Below are 26,068 nucleotides of genomic sequence, written 5' to 3'. Positions count from 1 at the left end.
AGTCATGGCATTAGTAATGACTGTTTCCGGACTGACAATATCGCCAGTCCGGAGTGAAGCTGCGGCTGCAGAGTATGAAATTTATCCGAATCCACAGGTGGTTCAATATACGGAAGGTGACTATGTTATCAAAAACGAGGTCAATGTAGTATATGAATCAGGAATCGATCAGGCAACGAAAGATCAATTAGCAGAAGCACTTGCGTTGAAAGACGGGGTAACAGTGACCACATCCGAGTCAATTGAAGAGGGCAAGACGAATATTCTTGTTGGAATTGATGGTTCGGGAGAAGTTGCAGATACTTATGCAAATGAACATGTGAATATGCAGTCAGCGGATTTGTATGAAAAGCTGGACGCCTATGTATTGGATAGTAATGATGATGTGATTACTGTAGTAGGTGCAGACACAGATGCAAGTTATTATGGATTGACGACGTTGTATCATATTTTGAAGCAGATGGATAGTAATACCATCCGGAATTTTCACATTGAGGACTGGGCAGATGTTGCAAGTCGTGGATTTATTGAAGGGTATTATGGAAATCCATGGTCTACAGAAGATAGAATCAATCTTATGAAATGGGGCGGTTATTATAAACTGAATTCCTATTTCTATGCACCGAAAAATGATCCAAAGCATAATGCAAAATGGAGAGAATTATATACAGAAGAGGAACTGAATACATTAATCAGACCTTTGGCAGAAGCTGGGAATGCATCTAAATGCCGTTTTGTGTATGCACTTCATACGTTTATGTATAATCCGGTTAGATTTGACGGCAATTATCAAGCTGATTTAAAAGCAGTACAAGATAAACTTGCTCAGGTGATTGATGCCGGTGTCAGACAGGTTGCAATTCTGGCAGACGATGCGGGAAACGTAGGTGGAAATAATTATAATAAGTTTTTAACGGATATGACAGCGTGGCTGGCAGAAATGAAAAAAACATATCCGGATTTGAAACAGACGTTGCCGTTTTGTCCACAGGAATATATGTACAACGGACAGGCATATTACAAAAATTTCCCGGAAAATGTACAGGTTGTTATGACAGGCGGTAGAGTATGGGGCGAAGTAAACCAGAACTTTACCAATACATTTACGAATAATGCGGGACGCGGTCCTTATATGTGGATTAACTGGCCTTGTACAGATAATTCTAAAAGCCATCTGATCATGGGCGGATATACAACATTCCTACATCCAGGAGTTGATCCGGCAAAGATTCAAGGTATCGTACTTAATCCGATGCAGCAGTCAGAGCCAAGTAAAGTGGCAATTTTCGGAAATGCATGTTATTCATGGAATATTTGGGAAAATGCAGATATAGCAAACAAGGCATGGCAGGATTCTTTCAAATATGTAGACCACAATTCAGCAGCGAAAACGGAAGCCTCTACAGCGTTGTATGAATTGTCTAAACATATGATGAATCAGAACATGGATTCTCGAGTAACAGCATTGCAGGAATCCGTAGATTTAGCTCCGAAACTGACGGATTTTCGTGATAAATTAAAGACAGGTACAGTTACTGTAGAAGAAGCGGATGCATTGATTGCGGAATTCCAGATTTTACAGAATGCAGCTGCTGTTTATAGAGAACAGGCTGTAGACATAAAGGTTAGAGATCAGATTGTATATTGGCTGGATTGCTGGGATGATACAACTGTTTCAGCAATTGGATATTTGAATGCTATTAAGGCAATTGTCAATGAGGATGCAGATACTGCACTTCGTTATAATGCAGAAGCAAAAGCTGCATTCGAGCAGTCAAAGACACATGAACTCTGGTATCTGGATCATTATGAAAAAGCAGAAGTCGGAGTACAGCATATTGTTCCGTTTATTAAAGCGATGGCAAAATATGTAACTGATTATATTGACACCGGAATCAATCCAAATACACAGAAAAGATATACAGGAACTGTTACATATGAGCAGATATCTATACAAAATAACGCATCGGAAGATAAATATTTTGATGGAGATAACAGCAGTGAAGTATGGCTGGCAAAAGGACCATACGAAAACCCCGGAAGAGATACAATTCCAGCAGGAGCAACATTGACAGTTACTTTCCCGGAGCCAAAAACAATTGGTTCCTTCCGTTTAGTGCAGGGAGTTTCAGCAAAGAGTGATAAGTTCAGCAATGCAGATGTAGAGTATCAGATTGAGGGAACGAGTACATGGACAAAAGCGGGTACATTGTCGGATAAAGGTGATCAGACCATTTCATTCGGAAATGTTGCTAATGTAAAAGCGGTGCGTATTCATAATAATACAGTAACAGGAGGCTGGGTAAGAATTGGTGAAATAGAGATTCTTTCTCCGGCAAATGAAGATGCAAGTGGTGCGAGAGCAGGGCTTTATACGAACGTTGATACAAATATCACTGCAAGTCTGGAGGAAGGCAGTGTTTCATTAAGTAACGGAACAGTTACATTGAACAAAGACGAGTATATCGGAGTGAAACTTGGCGATATCAAAGCAATACAGAATATTACAATTCCGGCACTTTCGGAAAATGTAGTTCTGGAGACGTCTATGAATGAAATCACATGGAAGCCTTACGCAGCGGATGCAAAAAATGTAGATGCAGCGTATATACGCATTAAAAATAATGGCGAAGAAGCAAGCCAGATTACTTTGAATGATTTTAAAGTGACTTATAAGTTTGTCGGAGCTAAAAAAGTAGATACAGACTTTGAAAAAGCACAGGATGCAAATGATATGCGTGTGGCAGGAACTGTTGGAAATGTATTTGATGGAAAATTAAGTACATTGGGTATGATCAATGGAAAACAGGAAGCTGGCAAACATATCACATTTGATCTGGGACAAGTTATTCACTTTAACTCTCTGCGTTACTATATTGTAGAAACACAGTTGAATTATTTGAGAAATGCAAAATTTGAAGTGTCAACAGATGGTGAAAACTGGACAGAGGTTATGACGGTTGGAAAACCAACTCAAAATGTGCATGATAATACAGTAGCGAAAGACATGCAAGGCATTACTCTGACCCATGATGATAAAAATCCGGGATATATGTATAAAGAAGCAACAGGTCTGGATGTAGATGGAAGATATATCCGCATCATGCCGAATGAAACATATAATCATAGATGGGTTGCAATTAATGAACTGCAGATCAATGGAGGAGAATATATTTCTCCTGAGCAGAGTAGACAGATTGTGTCAGAAGCAATTGAAGAAGCAGGAAAGCTTCCGTCTAATATGCGGGATGGAAGCTATGGTACAACTTATAAGTCTTCTAAAAAGAACAGCTCATTTACCTGGAGAGTGTTAGATCCAACATCAATCGCATCTGTTCGTCTGATACAGATCGGCGATATTTCTAAAGCAGATGTTACAGCAACTTATTTAGATAAAAGTAATGTTACAAAAGCTAGTGAAAAAGTAAACCTTGGAAAACTGAATCAAGTAATCAATGAGTTTGTTATTCCGGAAGGAAAAATGCTGGAAACACTGACTGTTACTTGGAAAGATGTAATTCCGGAAATTGCTGAGATTGAAACTTCATCAGAACGTGGCGGAGAAGTAAACAAAGAAACATTAAAAGCAGAGCTTGCAAAAGCAGAGGATGACACATGGACAGCTGATAGCAAAACAGCTTACACACAGGCAAAAGAAACTGCACAGGAAATCTATGATAATGAAAATGCAAGTCAGGCAATGGTGGATTCAGCGATTAAAGCATTAGAGTCAGCACGTACAAATGCAAAGACAAAAGCGAATGAAGAAACCGTCGCAAAGATGAATGAAGTGTTGGCTGAAAAAATCAGTAATGAGGAAACAATTTATACAAAAGTTACTTATTCTGCATATGCAAATGTAATTGGCAAGTTGGAAAAGGCAATGAAAACTCCGGATAATTTGTCGCAGACAGATGCAGATGAGCTGATGAAAAATGTGACAGAAGCGCAGAATAATCTTGTCTATTCTACAAGAAACAGAGAACTTGCAGAGCTGGAAACGAAAAAATATGATTTGGTTGAAGCAGATCCGTATACAAAAGCTAGTTATCAGGCGTTGACAGCGATTAAATCAGAAATTGATACGTTGGTGGCTACGGATAAAGAGGCAGAAATAGCCGGAACAGAACGTGTAAATCCAAAAGACTTTATTACTAAGAGAACTGCTTTCCAGAATAGCATGTTAAATCTAGTTGATATCAGTACTCTGAAGGCAGCGATTAAACAGTCAGAAAGCGTAGACGGTACTTTATATACGAACGAAAGTTATCAGTATTATGTTGCAGCTGTAGAAGCAGGAAAACAACTTCTTGATGCAGGTACAAAAGAACAGGTTGCACAGGCGCTGAAACTAATCGAAGAAAAATATAATGGATTGACTACAAGTGATAAAGCAGCTTTGGAGCAGATGATTCAGGCAGCGAAGGCATTGAAGGCTGAATCTTATACAGAAGACTCTTATAAGGAATTGATGGATATTGTCGCAGAGGCAGAAAAGAGCGCTGATGATAAATATATTGATAAGATTCAAGAGGCAATGAAAAAACTGGTTAATGTAGAAGCATTAAAGGATAAGATTCAGGCGGCTGAAAAAGTGGATAAGGAGTTGTATACAGAAGACTCTTATCAGAGATTAGAAGATGCATTGAAAAAAGCGAAAAAACTTCTGAAGTCAGGTAGTGCAAAAGAAGTAAAAGCAGCAACAGAAGAATTAGAAAATGCACGTCGCGCATTGGTACAGAAAACTACAGTAGATGTAGGAGGAAATCAAAATAATGCAGGTCAAAATACAAATCAAAAAGGTCAGGCAGTGCAAACTGGTGATGAAGGAAATCTTCTTCCGATAGTTTTGGTCATGGTAGCTTGCATAGCAATAATTACAGTAGTGATTATTCGCAGGAAAAGGAAATAGGGGGTAAGAAATAAAAGCTCACTGTTGGTATTTTTTGAACCAGCAGTGAGCTTTTGTAGAGAAATTTAAATGAATTTAACAGTGTAGTCATCTATACCTGAAAGGAAGTATTAATAATCCTGAAGCTATTTCCTTAATTTTTTTCATGTGTATTTTCTCCTTTAAATTTACATTATATTTTGCATTATAGCCATGCAGTAACTAAAGAATGTACTGATTGTGGTAGATGATATAGAAAAATCCATAGAGTTTTATAGGGATTTATTTGGCTTGCAAGTGATTCTTCAGAATGAAGGAAATGTGATTTTATCGGAGGGCCTTGTGTTGCAGGATGCGGACGTATGGGGGAAGACTTTGGATGAGATCTCGATGCCATTCAATAATATGATGAGCAACATTGATGTGTATGTCACCGGAAGCAATTCTAAGTTTCTGTCCAGCGACATTGTGACTGAGTTCCGTGGCAGAGGTGATGAGATCAGAATCTACCCCCTCTCTTTTGCAGAGGTTTATTCTGTCTATGAAGGTGATTACGACGATGCCTGGGATGACTACATGATCTATGGAGGATTGCCGCAGGTCGTAGGTTTACAGAGTGAACGACAGAAGGCAGATTACCTGAAAAACATTTTTGCAAATGTTTATCTGAAGGACGTAATTGAAAGAAACAAGATCCAAAATGTGGATGAAATTGGCATTCTGGTTGATGTGCTTGCATCTGCAATTGGCGCACCGACCAACCCTTCAAAGATTGCTAATACCTTTGCCAGTGAGCGTCAGATGAGTTATACAAATAAAACGATTTCCAATCATATTGACTATTTGGCAGATGCGTTTTTGATTTCTAAAGCAAACCGATACGATATTAAGGGCAGAAAGTATATTGGTGCAAATCTGAAATACTACTTTACTGATCCAGGACTGAGAAATGCCCGTTTGAATTTCAGACAGCAGGAACCTACCAACATCATGGAGAACATTGTTTATAACGAGCTTCTGATTCGTGGCTACAATGTTGATGTGGGTGTTGTGCAAATCTTTGATAAAGATAAAGAGGGCAAGCGTGTCCGTAAGCAGCTGGAAGTTGATTTTGTAGTTAACCAAGGAAATCAGAGATACTACATCCAGGTTGCTTATGACATGACTTCAGAAGAAAAGCAGACTCAGGAGTTCAATTCTCTGCGTAATATCCCGGACTCTTTCAAGAAGGTTGTCATTGTAAATGGCAGCAAAAGACCTTGGAGAAATGATGAGGGATTTGTCATCATGGGAATGAAATATTTCCTTTTGAACGCGGATAGTTTAGAGTTTTGACATTGGATAGAACACATTGGTGACAGGCACTATGAAGCATAAGTAAATAGTGATTCAAATTTCAGTTTAGATAGTTGAGAGGAAGGTGTTTTGCATGGCAAAAATAGAAAGATATATAAATGAAGATTTTGATCAGTTGCTTTCTAAAATTGAAGACGGAATAATAAATGGTAGTATGTCTGCAACGCTAGAAGATGCCAGTGACTTTCGAAGTGGAACTGCGCGTTGCAGCGTTCGTGTTTTTGAGCGTTACAGCTATGCAGGAGGAAACAGAGTGAGTCTTAATATTACACTTTTTCAAAATGATAAAGATCCAGTACAACTTTCTGCAATTACAGCAGGAGGAAGCCAAGCTGTATTTTTCAAAATTAATACATGGGGGGAAGAGGCATTTCTTGATAAGTTAATCGAGTTGTTGGATTAGTTCTAATCGTTTTATTTGCAATATTATTGCGAAAAAAATAATTAAAGTTTTACGAGGGAGGCAAATCGGCATGAAATGTCCATATTGTGGTGAAGAAATGATAAGAGGATACCTAATGAGCTCACGAGACATTACTTTTGCAGTTGATAATCCGATAAAAGTTTTTCGTATTAAAAAATCGGACGATTTGGAACTGAGTAAAGGTTCAGGCGGAATCCCTCATTGCGAAGCTTATCGTTGCAGTAGTTGCAAAAAGATTTTGATTGATTATGCAAATAGATAAATTCAATTTGTAGAATTCAAAATTTTATATGAAATGTGAGATAGTGCGTAGTATTGCCAAGAGTGCTTATAGACGATAATTGATAGGAAAGTAAAATCTATGATTAAAGAAATTGAGAACAGAAGGAGTATAAGAAAATATAAAAGGCATGAGATCAGTAAGGAAATAATTGAAGATATAATTTACAGTGCGACTCTTGCTCCATCTGCCAAAAACAGACAACCTTGGAAATTTATTGTATATCAAGGTGAAGAAAAGTCTAAGCTGGTTGATGTTATGCACCAGGGAATAAAGTCAGAAAAAATCACTCATAAACTTATGCCAGAATGGGCATTTGCTATACCGGATGCTGAGAATACTGTTAGAGTTATGGAAGAAGCACCATGTCTTATAGCAGTGCTTAATACAAATCAGAAAACTCCATTTGATAGTATTGAAGATGAAAAACGTATTGTGGAAATTTGTGATTCGCTATCGATAGGCGCTGCTATTGAAAACATGATATTGACTGCGACAAGTTATGGATTAGGTACATTATGGATTGCAAATACGTGTTTTGCATATAATGAACTTATAGACTTCATTGAAACAGACAGCCAGTTGACAGGAATTGTCGCTATCGGATTTGCAAATGAAGCCCCAGCCAAAAGACCACGGAAACCTTTGACAGACATTGTTGAGTACAGATAAATAAAAAATTCTTCCTACATTTTTTTATAGGCGTTCCCCATTCGACCATTGAGTCGAGAATAGGTTTCAGAGTAAGTCCAAGTTCGCTTAGACTGTATTCAACTCTTGGGGAAACCTCCGGATAAACTGTGCGAATACGGAAGAGGTGATGAAAATGAATGAGCTTGATGAAATCACTAGAAATTAATATAGCAGAATAAAGGTTGTTTAGAAATTCCGTTGATTGTGAAAGAAGAAAAAGAGAGTATGAAAGAAGTTAGTAAAGGTATCCTCAAATGACACAGCATATTTTATGTCTAAAAGAAAAGTATCTGTTGAGGATAAGATATACGCTGTAAATCTATATCTGGAGGAAAAAGAAAGCCAACGGCGAATTGCCGATATGTTTGATGTAAGTCTCGCATCTGTCCAACAATGGATTCGAAACTATGAATCTATGGGAGCAAATGTATTCACATTGAAAGGGAATAAAAAGTATTCCAAAGAATTGAAACAACAAGCAGTCTTAGATTATTTAGCAGGCTATGGTTCTCAAGATGATATTTGCAAAAAATACGGAATCCGTTCAAAAGCTAAGTTACAAATCTGGATAAAGAAGTATAATGGTCATGAAGAATTAAAATCTTCTGGAACAGGAGGAAGCATTATCATGACCAAAGGAAAAAAACTACTTTTGAAGAACGGGTTGAAATAGTACAGTATTGTATCGCACATGATCGTAATTATGTCCAAACAGCAGAACAATACCAGGTGTCCTATCAACAGGCTCGTAATTATATAGTCAAATATGAAGCTGGTGGAGTGGAAGCTTTAAGAGATAACCGTGGCAAACGAAAACATCCAGATGAGATGAGTGAATTAGAAAAGCTGCGTGCTGAAGTTAAAATTTTAAAAGCAGAGAAAGCACGTGCTGAAATGGAGGCATCTTTCTTAAAAAAACTCGAAGAAATAGAGAGGAGGCTGGGCTAAGCCTGATTCGTCATGAACATATATATCAGGCAATCAAAGAAGAACACAAAGAACATAATTATCCAATCGCTGCACTTTGTAAACTTGGCAGAGTTTCCAGAGCCGCTTACTATAAATGGTTGCATAGAGAAATTCCTGAAAGTGAACAAAAGAATAGACTTATTGCTGATGAGATAGAAAAGATTCATACAGAGTCACCGGATAAAGGCTATCGAAGGATCAGAGATGATCTGGAACGATATCATGGTATTGATGTAAACGATAAACGTGTGCTACGCATTTGCCGTAAACTTAATATAAAATCAACTATCAAGTATTCTAACAACTGGTGCACAAGACAGGCTGCAAACCCTCAGTATATAGCTGAAAACATACTTAATCGCGAGTTCACTGCCAAAGCACCAAATGAGAAATGGCTCACTGATGTGACAGGGGATTTCAATTGTCTACTTGACGGGGAGTTCTCTTCTTTTGTAATATTGAAGAAATGTATATAATAGAACTTGTGTACATTGAAGGAATGCATGTTTTACGATATGATATGTTTATATAAAGTGTTGAAACCGTTTTATCTCTTACCTTTTCTAGTAAAATAAGATAAACAAAATCGGAAATTGGAAAGGAAGCTTGAATTATAAAATTATGAAGCGAGGTAGTGGATATGGAAAAAGACCCGTTTAAGGAATATTTGAGGGAGTCTGAACCAGATAAAGCTCATAAGGGTTATGCTTGGAGTACGGCCATCGGACTTCAGGCAGTGGACGGACTCAAACCATCTAAATATTTGATTGATACTGCCATTCAGAATATTGAAGGCAAAATCACAATGAAAGAAGCACAGAGTCTTATCGACAGTTACTATGAAGAAAGACCAGTGCATTTGTCTGACGATGAGCGTACTGAAGAAGCAGATAAGGTTTCGTCCCGTATTGCAGAAATTCTTTCTGAAACAGCGTTTACATTTTCTCCGAATGAGTATATCGCTATCCACCGCAAACTCTTTCAGGGTATTTATAAACACGCAGGAAAGATTAGAGATTACAATATTACAAAGAAAGAATGGGTGCTTGATGGGGCAACTGTTATGTACGGTAGTGCTTCTGAATTGAGAGCCACACTTGAATACGATTTTTCGCAGGAGAAAGACTTTAGTTATAAAGGGCTTTCAATGGATGGGATTATTCATCATCTTGCGGTATTTGTTTCAAGGTTATGGCAAATCCATATCTTCGGGGAAGGCAATACGAGAACAACGGCAGTGTTCTTCATTAAATATCTAAGGACACTTGGATTCTCTGCAACCAATGATATTTTTGCGGAAAATGCGTGGTATTTCAGAAATGCACTTGTCCGTGCAAACTATACGAACCTGCAAACAGGTATTCACGAAACAACAGAGTATTTGGAAACATTTCTCAGAAATCTGCTTTTGAACGAGAAAAATGAGCTTCATAGTCGAAATCTTCATATAAGTGGACTTTTGAATGAAGGAAAAGTGGACATTCAAGATCAAAAAGTGGATATTGAGAATGAAAAAGTGGATATTCAAGACGAAAAAGTGGATATTGAAAGTGTACTTTCCGAAAAAGGCAGTGCTTTCTCAGTAAAAACGACAGTTCATATTCATAGACTCTTTGAAGAGTTTGGCTTTGATGAGGTATTTGGAAGAAGTGCAGTTATGAAGCTTCTCGAGCTGAAAGGTTCAGGTGCTTCCAAACTTCTTTCCAATTTGGTGCAGGCAGAGATTATTGAACCTGTATCCGGTTACGGAAAAGGGAAATATAAATTTAAGAGGTAATCGAGGCAGTGTAAAGGGGCAGATTTTAAAAGAAATACACTATTAAATCAGATCTGCTTCTTGAAAAAATGTGCTAGAATTAAGAGATAGATAAATATTTGATACTAGGGTGAGCAAGGTAGATAAACAGTGGAGAGTCGTTTCGTCTATCTTGCTTTTAAAGAAAACTTACCTAAATTCAACAATATCTGCGAATGGTTTCCGAGGTCTCTTGGCTGGGGCTTCTTGCATGATCCTTACTGTATTTTCCGCATCTGGTATGGCAAATGCCTATTCTGGCATAAGTGTATGAGTGACTTTTTACTAATCTTATCTTCTTTATATTTTCTTATACTTCTTCTGTTCTCGATTTTTTGAATCATAACTTCCTCCAACAATCTATATTCGCTTTCGGTATTGTCGAGCTATTACTGATTTTACTGCATTTTTCGGATTTAGTCTATATAGGAATTGGAACGAAAAACGAACGACAAATCGAAGAAGTGATATATTGCTTTGATTGTGTTGTATCATTTGCACAAAAGAAGAAAATAAAAATTATACAGAAAGCCTAAAAAATATTTTATACACATAAAAATATTGACAAAAACGTTAATAGATGTATAATAATCACATAAATTGGTTGAGCCAATCAACCACAATACCATCAAACCAATAAAAGAAAGGAAAGAGAAGATGTCAAAACAATTAGCAGACAATCAAGATTTACTGGCAATGACACACGTAGGAGAAGATCCAGAAAAGTATATGAAATCTGTAACGCCTCCGATTTTTATGAATTCACTTCATGTATTTGATACGGTAAAAGATTATTTCGACGTAGATATTTTTAAAGATGAATTCTATTATGGAAGAGCATCTAATCCAACTGTTGCAATTCTCGAAAAGAAAATTGCTGCACTAGAGCACGGTTCAAGAGCAGTTGTATTTTCAGCAGGTATGGCAGCTTGTGCAGCGGCTATTCTTAAGATTTGTACAGCAGGAAGTCATGTGATTTGTATTAAGGAAAGTTATGGACCAGTACAGCATTTACTTGATGAGTTCCTTAGTCCGAAATATGATGTAACAGTTACTTATGTTGATGGAAGAACTGTAAAGGAATTCGAAGATGCAATCCGTCCAGAAACGAAAATGATTATTTTGGAGAGTCCTACAACGCTTTTATTTAATGTTGTAGATTTGGAAGGGGTAGCAAAGCTTGCTAAAGAGCATGGAATCAAAACGTACATTGATAATACATACTCCACTCCGATTTTCCAAAAACCATTGGATATGGGAATTGATATTGTAATGCATACCATGACAAAGTATATCGGCGGACATAGTGATCTTGTAGGTGGAGTCCTTGTTTCAAAGGACGAAGAGTTTATGCGTGAGATTATGGTTCAAAGAGATTGGTTTGGCGGAGTTCTTGGACCAATGGAAGCCTGGCTGGCGATTCGTGGACTACGTACATTAGACGTTCGTATGCAGAGACATTACGAGACGGCAATGGAAGTGGCTAAATTCCTTGAAAAGCAGCCAAGGGTTAAGCGTGTATTCTTTACAGGACTTGAATCACATCCACAATATGAGCTTGCAAGAAAACAGCAGAAAGGTGAATGTGGACTGATGAGTCTTGAGATTGACGGAACATTAGAAGAGACAGAAACCTTTGTTAATAGCCTAAAACTCTTTGAGAAAGGATGTTCTTGGGGAGGATTTGAAAGCCTTGCAATTGCTTATACATATAACTGGACGGAAGAGCAGTGTGCATTCTTAAATGTATCACGAAATATTGTACGAATTCACTGTGGCCTTGAAGGAACAGAAAACCTGATTGCTGATTTGCAGCAGGCACTTGATAAAATTTCATAAAGGAGAACCATCATGGGAGAAGAGAGAAAAGAAGTAAAAAAACCAACCCCCTTTACAGCTGTATTACCGTTGATTTTTATGTTTGTTGTTCTTTTTACAGGATTGGTTGTTTATAGTATTGATATTAAGATTCTTTTGATTATTTGTGCTGCATTTACAATATGTGTGTGCATGTATCAGGGACATAAATGGAAAGAAATCGAAGATGAAATAGTAGCTAAACTTGCAAAAGCATTTCCGGCAATCATGATTTTGATTTGTGTTGGACTTATGATTGGTGCGTGGGTAGTAAGTGGAACAATTCCGTTTCTTGTATATATAGGACTTCAGATTATTAGTCCCAAATATATTATTATTACTTCATTTCTTGTAACAGTAATACTTTCTGTCAGCACAGGTACTTCCTGGGGAGCTGCAGGAACAGTTGGCGCAGCACTGATCAGTGTGGCAGCAGGTATGGGTGCACCGCTTCCGGCAGTTGCAGGAGCGATTGTTGCAGGTGCTTATTTTGGAGATAAGATGTCACCATTATCAGACAGTACAAATATGTCTGCAATTGCAACAGAGACAAACTTATATCAGCATATTGGACATATGTTTTACACAACAGTTCCTGGATTTATCGTGAGCTGTGTAGTTTATCTTATTGCAGGAGCTCACTTCGCAAGTGACTCACAGGTGGGGCAGGTTGACGAGATTATTAATACACTTGGAGAACTTTTTAATCTCGCAATGCCGGTAGGGCTGTTATTATTGATTCCTTGTGTGATTGTAATTGCAGGATCTCTTATGAAGAAACCTACGATTCCGGTTATGATTATTTCTTCTGCTGTAGCAATTGTACTTGCAATGCTAGTTCAGGGATTTTCATTTACAGATTGTGCAGCAAGTATGGTTAGCGGATTTAAGATGGAGATGCTTCACACATCTATGGATCTTGAAAATATTGTAGAACAGGTTCCGAACCTTCTTCAGAGAGGTGGTATGAGTTCTATGATGAATACTGCATTAATGGCATTCTGCGGATTCTCCTTTATCGGAGCACTTACTGTATGTGGAAGTATGGAATTGATTCTGGAACGAATCATGAAACATATCCACGGTACAGGACAGTTGATTACACTCACGGTTATTCTCGGGGTAATTATGATTACAGTAATCGGAGAAGCTACAGTGACATTCCTTATGATTGGTGGAATGTTCCGTCCAGAGTATATTAAACGTGGATTGGAATCAAAGAACTTGTCAAGATCACTGGAAGACAGTATTACCGTCGTAGAACCTTTAGTACCATGGTCATTGGCTGGCGTATATATGACATCTGTACTTGGCGTACCGACAGTACAGTATGCGCCATGGGCAGTGCTGTGCTATACAGGAGTTATTTTTGCAATTATCTGGGGATTCACAGGATTTGGAATTGCGAAGATTAAAAAAGGATCGGCTGCATATGAAGAGTACCTTGAGTTATCTGGAAAAACAGAGTAATATTTGACCCAAAGGACAAACTTGACGTTTTCATAAGAATTTCTTATAATTAAAAGGATTCAGTATCTGTAAAAGATATTGGGTCCTTTTATTAATGTAGTTATATAGAAATTGGGGAAGTCTTATGAATCATATAAATAATACAGAAAATGAAAATAGAATTTCAATGAAACCGATAGAAAAGAAATCTCTTTATTTGAAAATTTCAGATGCTATTTATCGGTACATTCAAATGAATAATCTCCAGCCAGGGGACAAGCTGCCATCGGAACGTGATATGTCAGCCATGCTGCAAACAAGTCGTAATTCCGTGCGAGAAGCATTGAGAATATTAGAAGACCGTGGCTTGATATATGTAAAAACAGGGAGTGGTGTATTTATTAATAATCCTTATGGAGAAAATAATTCATTTACGTTTCAGCTTACTAACTGTTCGTTAGAAGAAATGGAAGAACTTCAAAGTGCTTTAGATCATAAAGCCGTGGAGAATGCAATGGAGCGCGGAACATTTCAGGAGAAAGACCAATTAGTAGCAACAGCAGCGGAGATGGTAAAATTAGCTGGAGACAATCTATATAGTCATGTATTAGATCGAAGCTTCATGATAGTCTTTATAAAATTGGACGGAATAACGCAATAGAACAGATGATAAATAAAATTCGTTCGTACCGATTTATACTGCAAGAAGATTCAGAAGATGGAAATGATTCTATTTGGCTTGCAACTATTCCGCAACATTTGATGCTTGCGCAGGCTCTTAAGGATCGTGATATGAAGATAGCGATACAGGCAATAGATAAGATTAACGAATATGGATTCGAAATAGCAAAAAAAAGAGAATAGAGTAAAGATTTTGTCAGTTGAAAAAGAAAATAAAAGCTTTACATTATAAAAAATATTATGATAAACTGAATATCAAACTGAAAATTTGCGGTGTAGGAGATTCCTTACACCGCATCTGTGTTTTAGAAAGTAGAGGAATGAATTATGCCAATAGGAGTTATTATCAATACCTTGTCGGTTGCAGCCGGCGGTGCGATCGGGGCATTATTCGGGCACAAATTGCCCGTGAAGTTTAATGCAGAGCTTACTAAGATTTTTGGAATCTGCGCAATGGGAATGGGTGTCAGTTCCATTGGGCTTATGAAAAATATGCCTGCTGTTATTTTCGCAGTAATCATTGGAACTGCCATTGGTCTGGCAGTCAATCTGGGCGGAATGATTAATAGCGCAGCGACCTGCATGGAGAAACCAGTGGGAAAACTCTTCCCAAATAAGAACAAATCTATGTCCAGAGAAGAGTATATGTCAATGCTTGTGACGATCATCGTATTGTTTTGTGCCAGTGGAACAGGAATTTACGGTTCACTGGATTCCGGAATGAGTGGAGATCATACAATTTTGATTTCAAAGTCGATTCTGGATTTCTTTACTGCGATGATTTTTGGAGGAACATTAGGCATGGTGATTGTAGCAGTTGCGGTTCCGCAGTGCGTGATTTTTCTGATCATATTTGCAGCAGCAAAACTTATCTTTCCGTTGACCACGCCGGATATGATTGCTGATTTCAAGGCATGCGGAGGCTTCCTGCTTCTTGCAACTGGTTTTCGGATCGCAAAGATTCACGATTTCCCAGTCGCAGACATGATCCCGGCCATGGTGCTTGTGATGCCGGTGAGCTGGTTCTGGGTAAATATGATCGTACCGATGCTGTAAAATAGAAGAAAACTTATCATTCTATATTTCAGCATGTTCCAATACATAATTCTTAAAGTTCGTAATAACAGGTGCCTGATAAACATTCTTCAAAGTTGCCATGTAGAAGAGTCTCTCCCAGGACGGAGTGGCAATCTCTATGATTGAAACCGGCAAGGAGGAAAGAATCGGCATTCGTGGTACAACTGCGATGCCGAATCCGGCACTGACTAATCCGGCAACCCCCTGATCTTCTTCCATCGAGTAAGCAATCTGTGGGTATCCGCCACAATTTTCAAATAACTTGTCAATCACATGTCTTAAACCGCTTCGCTTAGAAAAAACGATATGTGGATACGTAAGCGATTCTTTTAGATTAATCGAAGTTTTTCCGTCCAAAGGATGTCCTTTAGGTACAATCAGTACAAGCTCTTGTTTTGCAACCGGAACAAACTCAACGAGAGGTTCGTTGTCCATCTTGGAACAAAATGCGATGTCGTATTTTCGCTCTTTTAATCCCTGGATCATGTCGGATGTGAGTCCGGTTGAACTGTGAAAATAAAAATCGATTTTTTTGTTAGGCGTGGAATCCAAAAAACCTTTTACAAAGTTCGGAACAACTGCACTGCTGAGCGTACGGAGTTGAACAATATCGATGCGACCTTCTCCAAATCCGGTCATCTGCAGTTTATTGATACTTGAATCCAGCATATCCAAAGCCTGCTCCACATCGACAAGAAAAGCCTGTCCACATTTTGTGAGTACAACGTTACGTCCATCTTTTTCAAAGAGTTTTACTCCGAGCTCACTTTCCAGAGATGAGATTGCATGACTTAAGCTTGGCTGAGTGATAGAAAGGATCTCCGCAGCCTTTGTGTAGTGTTCTAAATGAGCGAGAGTAACAAAATATCTAAGATGATAGAGATTCATAAAGTCTGATACCTTCCTTATAAAAATTTGTATCTTCCCATTTAATTTGGTTCATTTTATATCTATTTGGTAACTGTTCAGAGCCAAGCAAAATTTCATAAAACAGATGTAAAATGCTTGCATTTTTAAGACTGTTTTTGAAATTTTATTTGGCGGATACGCCACACCGACGAAATGCGTAGCATTTTGGAGGTTGGCTCTGAACAGTTACTCTATTTGAGGGATAAATACGCAATAATGCTTATTGATAATAATATCGTAACACGAAGTGTAAATAAAATCTATAAACAAAATGCATGGATTGTGATAGAATTACTAATTTGTCATTTATTTAACAAGCAGATATAATAAAAACAGAAAAAAATAACAAGATTGAACAGGAAAATCCAATGGATTATATTCAATTTTTACAATGGAGGAAGAATTATGTCAAAGAAAAACCCAATCACAGTAAGTTCATGGACACTTGGAGATCAGTGCAAATTTGAAGATCGTGTAATCGCTGCAAAGGAAGCAGGATATGAAGGAATCGGTCTTCGCGCAGAGACTTATGTTGATGCATTGAATGAAGGACTTCATGATGAAGACATTCTTGCAATTCTTGACAAACATGATATGAAAGTAACAGAGGTAGAGTACATTGTTCAGTGGTGTGAGGAACATCGTTCTTATGAGCAGAAATACAAAGAGCAGATGTGTTTCCATATGTGCGAACTCTTTGGAGTAGGCCACATCAACTGTGGACTGATGGAAAATTATTCTGTTGAGTACACAGCACAGAAATTAAAAGAACTTTGCCAGAGAGCAGGAAAATACATCATTGGTGTTGAGCCGATGCCATACAGCGGAATTCCGGATCTTAAGAAAGGATGGGAAGTTGTAAAAGCTTCTGGATGCGACAACGCAATGCTCATTCTTGATACATGGCACTGGGTAAGAGCAGATCAGCCATACGATATCCTTACACCGGAGATTGCCAAGAAAGTTATTTCTATCCAGATCAATGATGCTTATGAAAGACCATATGCAGCATCTATTTTAAGAGATGAGTCTATGCACGATCGTCTTGCACCGGGAACAGGAGCAAAAGATACAGCAGGATTTGTTAAGATGATCAAAGACGCAGGAGTTGATCCGAAGGTTGTTGGTGTAGAAGTTATTTCTGATGCAATTCTTGGAAAAGGACTGAAAGAAGCAGCTGCTTATACATATGAAAATACAGAGAAAGTATTAAAAGAAGTTTGGCCAGAGTTGGTAGACTAATTTGAAAAAACAGATGATGCCAAAGAGAGAGGTAAATGATGAAATTCAAAAATATGTTTTCTCCGATTCAGATTGGACCTATGACAGTTAAAAATCGTTTTGTGGTTCCACCGATGGGAAATAATTTCGCAAATTCAGACGGAACATGGAGTGACGAATCTGTGGCTTACTATGGTGAGCGTGCGAAAGGTCAGTTTGGTCTGATCACAATTGAAGCGACTGTAGTACATAAAGGAGCGAAGGGCGGTCCTAAGAAACCATGCCTTTATGATGACAACAGCATTGAAAGCCTAAAGAAAATTACAGATGCCTGCCATGAAGAAGGTGCAAAGGTATCTATCCAGCTTCAGAATGCAGGACCGGAAGGAAATGCAAAGAATGCAGGAGCACCGATCCAGGCTGCTACAGCAATTGCATCAGCAGATGGAAGAGACATTCCTGAAGAAGTATCTACAGAAAAAGTGTATGAGCTTGTAAAAGGATATGGTGAAGCAGCAGAACGTGCAATGAAAGGTGGAGCAGATGCAGTAGAGATCCACATGGCGCACGGCTATCTTGTAAATTCATTTATGTCACCAAGAACAAATAAGCGTGTCGATGAATTTGGCGGAAACTTTGAGAACAGAATGAGATTTTCACGTCTCATTATTGAAGAAGTAAAGAAGAAAACAGAAGGAAAGATTGCTGTTCTTGCACGTATTAACAGTACAGAAGATATGTTTGGAGGACTTGATAATCACGATATGTGTGCAGTTGCTTCTTATTTAGAAGATTGCGGAATTGATGGTCTTCACGTATCCCGTGCAGTACATTTAAAAGATGAGTATATGTGGGCTCCGACAGGAATTCACGGCGGATTCTCAGCAGAGCTTGTTGCAAATATCAAGAAATGTGTTTCTATTCCGGTTATTACAGTCGGAAGATATACAGAACCACAGTTTGCAGAACAGATCATTAAAATGGGAAATGCAGATTTAGTAGCATTTGGACGTCAGTCACTTGCAGATCCGCACACACCACAGAAAGCAATGGAAGAAAGACTGGAAGATCTTACACCATGTATCGCCTGTCTTCAGGGCTGTGTTGCCAATATGTATGCAGGTAAACCAATCTGTTGTCTTGTAAATCCAGTACTTGGACATGAAAAAGAAGGACTTCTGAAGGCTGAGAAGGCGAAAAAAGTTTACGTGATCGGTGGTGGTGTGGCAGGTATGTGTGCTGCATTTACAGCGAGGAGACGCGGACATGATGTAACATTATTTGAAGCTACAGATAAGCTTGGCGGTAATATGAGACTGGCTGCATATCCACCAGGAAAAGGTGATATCACAGGTATGATCAGAAGTTACATTGTAAAATGTGAAAAAGCCGGAGTTAATATCAAGATGAATACAAAAGTAACTGCACAGATGTTGAAAGAAGATACACCGGATGCAGTGATCCTTGCAACAGGAGCTGAGACTTTAGTACTTCCATTTATCAAAGGTATTGAAAATCCGGATATCGTCTATGGTGTTGACTGCCTGGAAGGAACACGCCCGGTAGGACATAAAGTCTTAGTTGTTGGTGGCGGTATGGTAGGTGCAGAGACAGCAGACTTCTTAGCAGAGCAGGGACATGAAGTAGCCATTATCGAAATGAGAGATGCGATCGGACCGGATGTGATCCATGAGCACAGAATTTTTCTTATGGAAGCATTTGAGAAATATGGCATCAAACAGATTACAAGTGCAGCTGTATCAGAGATCTTCTCAGATGGCGTAAGTTACAAAAATGCAGCAGATAAATCAGACGAGACGATCTACGAGGCAAGAGGATTCGACACAGTTGTCCTCTCTATGGGATTCAGCTCACGTTATACACACCGTGATGGACAGAACGTAGTTTATGACTTTGCAGAAGAATTAAAAGACATTGTACCAGAAGTCCACATGATAGGTGACGCAGTAAGAGCACGCCGTGCACTGGATGCCACAAAAGAAGCATATGAGGTTGCATTGAATTTATAAATGAAATTATATCAGGAGGATTAGAATCATGGAAAAAAGAATTTCTGGACACACAGGCTTAATGGGATTATTTGGATCACCGGTTGGACACTCAGGATCACCTGCAATGTACAACTTCAGTTTCCAGCATGACGGATTAGATTATGCATATCTGGCGTTTGATGTAACAGAGGAAGAAATGCCAAAAGCATTTGAGGCAATTCGTTTATTCAACATGCGCGCGGGTAACTTTACAATGCCATGTAAAAATATTGCAGCAAAGTTAGTTGACAAACTTTCTCCGGCAGCAGAGATCATCGGAGCATGTAACGCATTTGTAAATGATAACGGTGTGATCACAGGATACATTACAGATGGTGTTGGATTTGTTAAAAATCTCGAGATCAACGGTGTATCTGTAAAAGATAAAAAGATCGTTGTACTTGGTGCCGGTGGAGCAGCTACAGCTATTCAGGTTCAGTTAGCATTAGACGGAGCAAAAGAAGTTAATATTTTCAATGTGAAAGATAAATTCTACGAAAGAGCAGAAGGAACAAAGGCTAAATTAGCAGAGAAGTGTCCGGACTGTGTTGTTACTGTAGATGATCTTGCTGATAAGGCTAAACTGGAAGAAGAAATTAAAACTTGTGATATTCTTATCAATACAACGATTATGGGAATGAAACCACACGAGGATGTAACTCTGGTTGACAAATCTTTATTCCGTAAGGATCTTGTCGTTGCAGATACTGTATACAATCCAGAGAAGACAAAGATGATCCTTGAAGCAGAAGAAGCAGGATGCAAAGCAATCGGTGGCGCAGGAATGCTTCTGCAGCAGGGGGCAGTTAACTACGAACTGTTTGTTGGAAAAGAGATGCCACTTGCTGAGTATCAGGAATTTCAGAAGGCTCAGGCAAAATAATTACATTCACAAAAGGAGAATGATGGAATGAGAGCAAAGAAATATTTGTGGTCTATCCTTTGTGTATATTTTTGCTATTTAACACATGGTATCCAGGCTATCATTTTAAGTCAGAACAACGTAAACTTTGCAAAACAGTGGGGATTCAATATGACAGACCCACAGTCAGCAGCATATGCAGCAGGTCTTGCAGCGGTAAGTACAGCAGTTGCATGGACAGGCTTTGGTAAATTCGTCAGCGTCTGGATCGGTGGAGAGATTTCGGATCATGTAGGACGTAAAAAATTAATGATCGGTGGAGCAGCATTATATATTCTATGCTTCCTTGGATTCTTATTTACAAAAAGTGCATTAGTTGCTTCTGTATGTGGATTTGTTTCAGGAGTTGCAACATCCGGTTTCTGGGATGCATCAGGATATCCGGCTGTACAGGAAGCTTATCCGGCAGCACCTGGATCTGCACTGATCGGAATCAAATTTTTTGTTTCTGTTTCCGGTATGATTTATCCATTCCTGGTTGTTCATAATGCAAACAGCGGAAACTGGAAATTAAATGTTATTATTCCGGTTGTAATGTCAGTTATTTGTCTGGTACTTGCAATTATTGCACCGTTTGCTTATGATGATCAGAAGAAAGTGTCAGAAGGAAAGAAAGACAAATCCGATAATGCAGTGCAGGCTGCAATGCTTGTAAAGCCAAATAAATTTATCGTATTTCTTGTAATGTTTTATGCGTTCCTTTGCATGGCGATCATGTATGGCGCACAGCAGTATACAAAAGCATTTGGACTTTCCGTATGTGGACTTTCCGAGATTCAGGCAGCAGGTATGACTTCTATTTATACAATTGGGTCTATCTGTGCAGTACTTTTCTGGGCGTTCATGATGGCAAAATTAAAATGGAACCCGTTAAAGGTTGTCCTTATTGATTCTATCTGTACAGCAGTGGCACTTACGGGTGTACTGTTTATCCATCAGGTAGCAATCATTTACATCGCTATCGCAATGTTGGGATTCTTCGCAGCAGGAGGTGCTCTTCAGACAGGTCTTGCAGTTGTTCAGTTATTTAACCCAGGACCGAAGGGGAGAAATACTGGTATTTATTACACATTTATGGGTGCGGCAAGCTACCTGATCCCAGTAGTGGCAGCACAGCTTACAAAATCATCTGGTGAGGCAAGTGCAGTATACAGCCTCATGATCATGCTGTTAGTATTTGCAATCCTTGCTATTTTAAGTTCTCTCTACTTAGTAGCACAGCACAAAAAAATCTTCGGGAAAAGTGTATTATAGGAAGTAACATAGTAACAATCTCAATTCATACGAAAAAAATGGACTGTTGTTCCAAAAGATGTTATCATCAAAAAGAATGCAGTCCTTTTTTTGAGATTAAATTGTTAAAAAATAGACACTTGTAAATCGAAAAATGAAGGAGAAGCTTAAAAGATGAGTCCGAAAAGAACAAGAAAAGCCAACGAACTTCCCTATATTCCACTCGGCCCATTTCAGTGGCGTATTCCGGGAATTCATTATAAATTAGAATATGTAGAATTTTTTCAAGGTCTGATCCTTGGCGCTACTGCGTTAAGTTCGATTCCGTATCTGACGGATAATCTTGGACTTCCGTATGAACTTGCATGGAGCTGCGTCATCATTGAAGTATTTATGTACATGCTTCATGGATGGTTAGGAGATCCGGTTGTCCCGGGATGGATCACACCGACATTACCATTTACACTGGCATATTTAAATGGATTCCCAAAAGGACCGGAGCGTATTCAGGCAATGATTGCATTGCAGCTGCTTGTTGCATTTGTATTTATATTTATGGGAATTACCAAGCTTGCAGATAAATTCGTGAATGGTGTGCCGAATTCAATCAAAGGCGGTATTCTGATTGCAGCACCGATTACAGTATTGCAAGGACAGCTCTCAGATGGAAGCCAGCTGATGACTGCGCCAATCGCAACACTTTCCGGTACATTGTTACTTGCGTTTTTGAGTTTTTCACCGTTCTGTGAAAAGAACAGAGAAAAACATAAAATATTGGATATCATGGCAAAATATGGAAACTTATTCCCATATCTGATTGCTATGTTAGCAGGAGTATTGCTTGGAGAATTGTCAAAACCGGTTCTCGAACTTGGAACACTCATCCGAATTCCTGACTTTAGTAATATTTTCCACACAGTCAGTATTTTTGCAGTCGGATTTCCACCGATTTCAAAATTTATAAGTGCAATTCCGTTGGCGTTGATCTGTTATGTACTTGCGTTTGGAGATTTTGTTACATCACAGACGTTGGTAGAGGAAGCACAGGACAGCAGAACTGACGAATATATTGACTTTAATTCAAGCAGATCAAACCTGATCAGTGGTCTTAGAAACCTGATCCTTGCAATTTTTGCACCGTTCCCACCACTGGCAGGTCCGCTTTGGATTGGTATGACCGTATCTGTTGCAATGCGTTATAAAGAAGGAAAGAAAGCGATGAAATCGCTGATCGGTGGAATGAGTTCTTTCCGTATGGCAACATTCATCAGTGTTATTTTAGTGCCGATCGTGTCATTCATGAAACCAATCATGGGCGTGGGTTCTGCGATCACTTTGTTATTCCAGGCATATGTATGTGCAAGAATTGGTATGGATTATTGTAAGACGAGTACAGATAAAAGTATTGCCGGAGTAATGGCAGCAGTGCTTGCATTCAAAGGTTCCGGATGGGCTTTGCTTGTAGGTTTTGCAATGAACATCTTACTGTCTAATATGGAATTTCAGAAGAAGAAATTAGAGATCTCAGAGACAGAACAAAAAGAATAAAAGAATTAGATATGGAATTCAACAGGAGCAGTTAGTCTGGAAAATAGACTAGCTGCTTTTTGCGTAAAAAGCAGCAGAAATACAATTTTTTTGAGAGAGACAGATTTTTTTTATTCTGTTATAATAAAATTATAGATAAAATAAACACATCGGATATATCGCAAAAGGAGGAGTCAGTATGGGACTTATTAAAGCAGGTATGGGTGCACTTGGTGGAACATTAGCGGATCAATGGAAGGAGTTTTTCTATTGCGAATCTATGCCGAAAGAAGTGCTTGTTACAAAGGGTCAGAAGAGAACGACAGGTCGTTCTTCTAATACAAAAGGAAATGACAATATCATTTCTAACGGTTCCGGTATTGCCGTGGCTGATGGACAGTGTATGATCATTATAGAACAGGGCAAGGTTGTAGAAGTTTGTGCAGAGCCTGGTGAATTTACATATGATACCTCAACAGAACCATCTATTTTCTCGGGTAATCTCGGTGAGAGCATTAAAGAGACATTTAAAACCGTAGGCAAGCGTTTTACTTATGGTGGAGATACAGGTAAGGATCAGAGAATTTATTACTTTAATACAAAAGAAATTCTGGAAAACCGTTTTGGTACAGCGAATCCGATTCCGTTCCGTGTAGTAGACTCCAAGATTGGATTGGATATTGACGTATCAATCCGTTGTTCAGGTGTATATTCTTATAAGATTGTTGATCCACTGTTGTTCTATTCAAATGTATGTGGAAATGTAGAACAGGAATATTCCCGTGAAGAACTTGACAGTACTCTTAAGACAGAATTTATCTCAGCCCTGCAGCCGGCATTTGGCCGTCTGTCAGAGATGGAACTTCGTCCAAATCAGATCGTAACACACAATACAGATCTTGAAAATGCCATGAATACTGCACTTTCAGAGAAATGGGGAACTCTTCGTGGACTGAAGGTTGTAAGTATTGCTCTTGGATCAGTTATTCTTCCGGACGAGGATGCAGAACTGATTAAACAGGCACAGCGTACAGCTATCATGCGTGATCCTACAATGGCAGCAGCTACACTTGTCGGTGCTCAGGCAGATGCGATGAAGACTGCAGCGGGCAACGAGGCAGGAGCTATGACAGGATTCATGGGCATGGGTATGGCAATGAACGCTGCAGGTGGTGGAATGAATGCACAGAATCTTTTCGCTATGGGACAGCAACAGCAGGCTCAGCAGGCAGCACAGCAGCAGGCAGCTCCGACACCACAGCCGACACCGGCACCGCAGGCAGCTCCGGCAGCAGGCGGATGGAAATGTGCATGTGGTACTACAGTAACAGGTAATTTCTGTCCGAACTGTGGAACAAAGAGACCGGCAGAGGACGAAGGCTGGACGTGTTCCTGTGGCGCAGTAAACAAAGGCAAATTCTGTACGAACTGTGGAGCAAAGAAGCCGGCAGGAGCGCCGCTTTACCGTTGTGATAAGTGCGGATGGGAACCGGAAGATCCGAAGAATCCGCCGAGATTCTGTCCGGAGTGTGGAGATATCTTTGACGAGAACGACAGACAGTAACGGATGAATAGCAGTTAGAAAATAACTGCCGGAAGCACGGCACGGAAGAAAGGAGAATGAGTTATGGCAGGCTTGCAGGAATATAAATGTCCTTGCTGTGGCGGTGCAATCGCCTTTGACAGTAAGATTCAGAAGATGAAGTGTCCGTACTGTGATACTGAGTTCGAGATGGATGCACTCAAAGGTTATGATGCAGAGCTGCAGAATGAACAGACAGATGACATGGAGTGGGATACTTCCGCAGGCAGTGAATGGCAGGAAGGTGAAACAGATGGTTTACGCACGTATGTGTGTAAGTCCTGTGGAGGCGAGATTGTCGGAGATGCCAACATGGCAGCAACATCCTGCCCATTCTGTGATAATCCGATCGTAATGATGGGACAATTTGCGGGAGCATTAAAACCGGATCTGGTGATCCCGTTCAAATTAGATAAAAAGGCAGCAAAAGAAAGATTGAAGAAGCATCTGACCGGAAAACGTCTTCTGCCAAAGATCTTCAAGGATCAGAATCATATTGATGAGATCAAAGGTATTTACGTTCCATTCTGGCTTTTTGATACAAATGTAGATGCCGCAGTCCGCTATCGGGCAACAAAGGTACGCATGTGGAGTGACAGTGATTATGATTATACTGAGACAAGTCATTTTATGGTTCACCGGGGTGGAAGTATTGGTTTTGAAAATGTTCCGGTAGATGGCTCCACAAAGATGGCAGATGATCTGATGGAATCTATCGAGCCATTCAATATTTCAGGTGCGGTGGATTTCCAGACTGCTTATCTCGCAGGATATCTGGCAGATAAGTATGACGTAACTGCTGAACAAAGTATTGAACGTGCTAATAAACGTGTAAAACATTCTACAGAGGAAGCTTTTGCTGAGACAGTAAAAGGTGGTTATGCTACAGTAACAACAGACAATAGCAGTGTACAATTTCATGGCGGAAAAGCAAAGTATGCACTGTATCCGGTATGGCTTCTGAATACGACATGGAACGGAAATAAATACACCTTTGCAATGAATGGACAGACAGGAAAGTTTGTCGGCGATCTGCCGGTAGATAAAGGTGCAGCAGCACGCTGGACAGTGATGCTGGCAGCTATATTCTCAGTTGTAACGTATGGTGCTGCATGGCTTTTGCACCTGATCGGACTGTTTTAGGGAGGTGG

General features: G+C 39.3%; 21 protein-coding genes and 2 pseudogenes. 21 read left to right on the top strand and 2 right to left on the bottom strand.

All coding sequences use genetic code 11. The annotated features are described in order from the left end of the window. The first annotated feature begins 4 nt into the window (after positions 1-4). From DXB52_RS03850 to DXB52_RS03830, 5 genes and pseudogenes are all read left to right on the top strand, one after another. Positions 5-4,912, top strand: coding sequence for a beta-N-acetylglucosaminidase domain-containing protein (locus DXB52_RS03850; protein WP_147343347.1), 4,908 nt, complete (start codon positions 5-7; stop codon positions 4,910-4,912). 219 nt (positions 4,913-5,131) lie between these two features. After that, positions 5,132-6,226, top strand: a pseudogene (locus DXB52_RS03845) (ATP-binding protein); the annotation flags it as partial. 94 nt (positions 6,227-6,320) lie between these two features. Beyond that, positions 6,321-6,650, top strand: coding sequence for a DUF6054 family protein (locus DXB52_RS03840; protein ID WP_054753011.1), 330 nt, complete (start codon positions 6,321-6,323; stop codon positions 6,648-6,650). A 70-nt stretch (positions 6,651-6,720) separates the two neighbouring features. Further along, positions 6,721-6,933 carry a PF20097 family protein gene (locus tag DXB52_RS03835; protein ID WP_117542064.1) on the top strand — a complete coding sequence of 71 codons (213 nt, stop codon included), beginning with the start codon at positions 6,721-6,723 and terminating at the stop codon, positions 6,931-6,933. A 99-nt stretch (positions 6,934-7,032) separates the two neighbouring features. Continuing rightward, positions 7,033-7,623 carry a nitroreductase family protein gene (locus DXB52_RS03830; protein WP_117542065.1) on the top strand — a complete coding sequence of 197 codons (591 nt, stop codon included), beginning with the start codon at positions 7,033-7,035 and terminating at the stop codon, positions 7,621-7,623. 22 nt (positions 7,624-7,645) lie between these two features. Here DXB52_RS03830 and DXB52_RS03825 read toward each other — a convergent pair. Next, positions 7,646-7,759 (bottom strand): annotated as a pseudogene (locus tag DXB52_RS03825) (winged helix-turn-helix transcriptional regulator); the annotation flags it as partial. 156 nt (positions 7,760-7,915) lie between these two features. Between DXB52_RS03825 and DXB52_RS16340 the strand changes: the two are divergent. From DXB52_RS16340 to DXB52_RS03790, 9 genes are all read left to right on the top strand, one after another. Further along, a complete protein-coding gene (locus DXB52_RS16340) occupies positions 7,916-8,317 on the top strand; it encodes a helix-turn-helix domain-containing protein (protein ID WP_207661749.1) in 402 nt (133 codons plus the stop codon). Continuing rightward, complete coding sequence (locus DXB52_RS16335) at positions 8,239-8,592, top strand: helix-turn-helix domain-containing protein (RefSeq protein WP_207661750.1); 354 nt, start codon at positions 8,239-8,241, stop codon at positions 8,590-8,592. The genes DXB52_RS16340 and DXB52_RS16335 overlap by 79 nt, the downstream gene beginning before the upstream one ends. A gap of 119 nt (positions 8,593-8,711) precedes the next feature. Further along, positions 8,712-9,089 (top strand): IS3 family transposase, encoded by a 378-nt coding sequence (locus DXB52_RS03815; protein ID WP_181989153.1) that lies wholly within the window; start codon positions 8,712-8,714, stop codon positions 9,087-9,089. Positions 9,090-9,253: 164 nt separating this feature from the next. After that, positions 9,254-10,390 (top strand): Fic family protein, encoded by a 1,137-nt coding sequence (locus DXB52_RS03810; protein ID WP_117569936.1) that lies wholly within the window; start codon positions 9,254-9,256, stop codon positions 10,388-10,390. 675 nt (positions 10,391-11,065) lie between these two features. Beyond that, on the top strand, positions 11,066-12,247 hold the full coding sequence (locus DXB52_RS03805) for a trans-sulfuration enzyme family protein (RefSeq protein WP_118106575.1): 1,182 nt from the start codon (positions 11,066-11,068) through the stop codon (positions 12,245-12,247). Positions 12,248-12,259: 12 nt separating this feature from the next. Next, positions 12,260-13,735: a Na+/H+ antiporter NhaC gene (gene nhaC, locus DXB52_RS03800; RefSeq protein ID WP_118106574.1), complete on the top strand. Its 1,476-nt coding sequence runs from the start codon at positions 12,260-12,262 to the stop codon at positions 13,733-13,735. A gap of 166 nt (positions 13,736-13,901) precedes the next feature. Beyond that, the gene (locus tag DXB52_RS03795; RefSeq protein WP_472519944.1) at positions 13,902-14,375 is read left to right on the top strand and encodes a FadR/GntR family transcriptional regulator; all 474 of its coding nucleotides are present in this window, start codon (positions 13,902-13,904) and stop codon (positions 14,373-14,375) included. A gap of 5 nt (positions 14,376-14,380) precedes the next feature. Next, a complete protein-coding gene (locus DXB52_RS16590; protein WP_472519943.1) occupies positions 14,381-14,578 on the top strand; it encodes a hypothetical protein in 198 nt (65 codons plus the stop codon). Between the two features lie 144 nt (positions 14,579-14,722). Then, positions 14,723-15,451, top strand: coding sequence for a DUF554 domain-containing protein (locus DXB52_RS03790; RefSeq protein ID WP_117541640.1), 729 nt, complete (start codon positions 14,723-14,725; stop codon positions 15,449-15,451). A gap of 21 nt (positions 15,452-15,472) precedes the next feature. Here the strand turns inward: DXB52_RS03790 and DXB52_RS03785 are convergent, their stop codons facing one another. Continuing rightward, the gene (locus DXB52_RS03785; protein ID WP_118106573.1) at positions 15,473-16,360 is read right to left on the bottom strand and encodes a LysR family transcriptional regulator; all 888 of its coding nucleotides are present in this window, start codon (positions 16,358-16,360) and stop codon (positions 15,473-15,475) included. A 426-nt stretch (positions 16,361-16,786) separates the two neighbouring features. Between DXB52_RS03785 and DXB52_RS03780 the strand changes: the two genes are divergently transcribed. The 7 genes from DXB52_RS03780 to DXB52_RS03750 all read left to right on the top strand — a co-directional run bounded on the left by DXB52_RS03780 (position 16,787) and on the right by DXB52_RS03750 (position 26,060). Further along, positions 16,787-17,623, top strand: a complete 837-nt coding sequence (locus DXB52_RS03780) for a sugar phosphate isomerase/epimerase family protein (RefSeq protein ID WP_117826845.1) — start codon at positions 16,787-16,789, stop codon at positions 17,621-17,623. Positions 17,624-17,658: 35 nt separating this feature from the next. Then, a complete protein-coding gene (locus DXB52_RS03775; protein ID WP_330677943.1) occupies positions 17,659-19,632 on the top strand; it encodes an FAD-dependent oxidoreductase in 1,974 nt (657 codons plus the stop codon). 28 nt (positions 19,633-19,660) lie between these two features. Continuing rightward, positions 19,661-20,536: a shikimate dehydrogenase gene (locus tag DXB52_RS03770; RefSeq protein ID WP_118106572.1), complete on the top strand. Its 876-nt coding sequence runs from the start codon at positions 19,661-19,663 to the stop codon at positions 20,534-20,536. A gap of 27 nt (positions 20,537-20,563) precedes the next feature. Beyond that, positions 20,564-21,829: an MFS transporter gene (locus DXB52_RS03765; RefSeq protein ID WP_118106571.1), complete on the top strand. Its 1,266-nt coding sequence runs from the start codon at positions 20,564-20,566 to the stop codon at positions 21,827-21,829. Positions 21,830-21,982: 153 nt separating this feature from the next. Further along, a complete protein-coding gene (locus tag DXB52_RS03760; RefSeq protein WP_118106570.1) occupies positions 21,983-23,356 on the top strand; it encodes a hypothetical protein in 1,374 nt (457 codons plus the stop codon). 178 nt (positions 23,357-23,534) lie between these two features. Continuing rightward, entirely contained in the window at positions 23,535-24,899 is a 1,365-nt protein-coding gene (locus DXB52_RS03755) for an SPFH domain-containing protein (protein ID WP_118106569.1), read from the top strand. Positions 24,900-24,962: 63 nt separating this feature from the next. Next, the gene (locus DXB52_RS03750; RefSeq protein WP_118106568.1) at positions 24,963-26,060 is read left to right on the top strand and encodes a TFIIB-type zinc ribbon-containing protein; all 1,098 of its coding nucleotides are present in this window, start codon (positions 24,963-24,965) and stop codon (positions 26,058-26,060) included. The last annotated feature ends 8 nt before the right edge of the window (positions 26,061-26,068 follow it).

The sequence above is a fragment of the Ruminococcus sp. OM04-4AA genome (assembly GCF_003462585.1).
In the GTDB taxonomy this organism is placed as follows: Bacteria; Bacillota; Clostridia; order Lachnospirales; family Lachnospiraceae; genus Mediterraneibacter; species Mediterraneibacter faecis.
This window is presented reverse-complemented; position numbering and strand designations above follow the sequence as displayed.

Excerpts from the sequence above, each read along its gene's own strand:
- DXB52_RS03850 (WP_147343347.1), top strand. The coding sequence starts at position 5 with ATGGCATTAGTAATGACTGTTTCCGGACTGACAATATCGCCAGTCCGG.
- DXB52_RS03840 (WP_054753011.1), top strand. The coding sequence starts at position 6,321 with ATGGCAAAAATAGAAAGATATATAAATGAAGATTTTGATCAGTTGCTT.
- DXB52_RS03835 (WP_117542064.1), top strand. The coding sequence starts at position 6,721 with ATGAAATGTCCATATTGTGGTGAAGAAATGATAAGAGGATACCTAATG.
- DXB52_RS03830 (WP_117542065.1), top strand. The coding sequence starts at position 7,033 with ATGATTAAAGAAATTGAGAACAGAAGGAGTATAAGAAAATATAAAAGG.
- DXB52_RS16340 (WP_207661749.1), top strand. The coding sequence starts at position 7,916 with ATGTCTAAAAGAAAAGTATCTGTTGAGGATAAGATATACGCTGTAAAT.
- DXB52_RS03810 (WP_117569936.1), top strand. The coding sequence starts at position 9,254 with ATGGAAAAAGACCCGTTTAAGGAATATTTGAGGGAGTCTGAACCAGAT.
- DXB52_RS03805 (WP_118106575.1), top strand. The coding sequence starts at position 11,066 with ATGTCAAAACAATTAGCAGACAATCAAGATTTACTGGCAATGACACAC.
- nhaC (WP_118106574.1), top strand. The coding sequence starts at position 12,260 with ATGGGAGAAGAGAGAAAAGAAGTAAAAAAACCAACCCCCTTTACAGCT.
- DXB52_RS03795 (WP_472519944.1), top strand. The coding sequence starts at position 13,902 with ATGAAACCGATAGAAAAGAAATCTCTTTATTTGAAAATTTCAGATGCT.
- DXB52_RS16590 (WP_472519943.1), top strand. The coding sequence starts at position 14,381 with ATGATAAATAAAATTCGTTCGTACCGATTTATACTGCAAGAAGATTCA.
- DXB52_RS03790 (WP_117541640.1), top strand. The coding sequence starts at position 14,723 with ATGCCAATAGGAGTTATTATCAATACCTTGTCGGTTGCAGCCGGCGGT.
- DXB52_RS03785 (WP_118106573.1), bottom strand. The coding sequence starts at position 16,360 with ATGAATCTCTATCATCTTAGATATTTTGTTACTCTCGCTCATTTAGAA.
- DXB52_RS03780 (WP_117826845.1), top strand. The coding sequence starts at position 16,787 with ATGTCAAAGAAAAACCCAATCACAGTAAGTTCATGGACACTTGGAGAT.
- DXB52_RS03775 (WP_330677943.1), top strand. The coding sequence starts at position 17,659 with ATGATGAAATTCAAAAATATGTTTTCTCCGATTCAGATTGGACCTATG.
- DXB52_RS03770 (WP_118106572.1), top strand. The coding sequence starts at position 19,661 with ATGGAAAAAAGAATTTCTGGACACACAGGCTTAATGGGATTATTTGGA.
- DXB52_RS03765 (WP_118106571.1), top strand. The coding sequence starts at position 20,564 with ATGAGAGCAAAGAAATATTTGTGGTCTATCCTTTGTGTATATTTTTGC.
- DXB52_RS03760 (WP_118106570.1), top strand. The coding sequence starts at position 21,983 with ATGAGTCCGAAAAGAACAAGAAAAGCCAACGAACTTCCCTATATTCCA.
- DXB52_RS03755 (WP_118106569.1), top strand. The coding sequence starts at position 23,535 with ATGGGACTTATTAAAGCAGGTATGGGTGCACTTGGTGGAACATTAGCG.
- DXB52_RS03750 (WP_118106568.1), top strand. The coding sequence starts at position 24,963 with ATGGCAGGCTTGCAGGAATATAAATGTCCTTGCTGTGGCGGTGCAATC.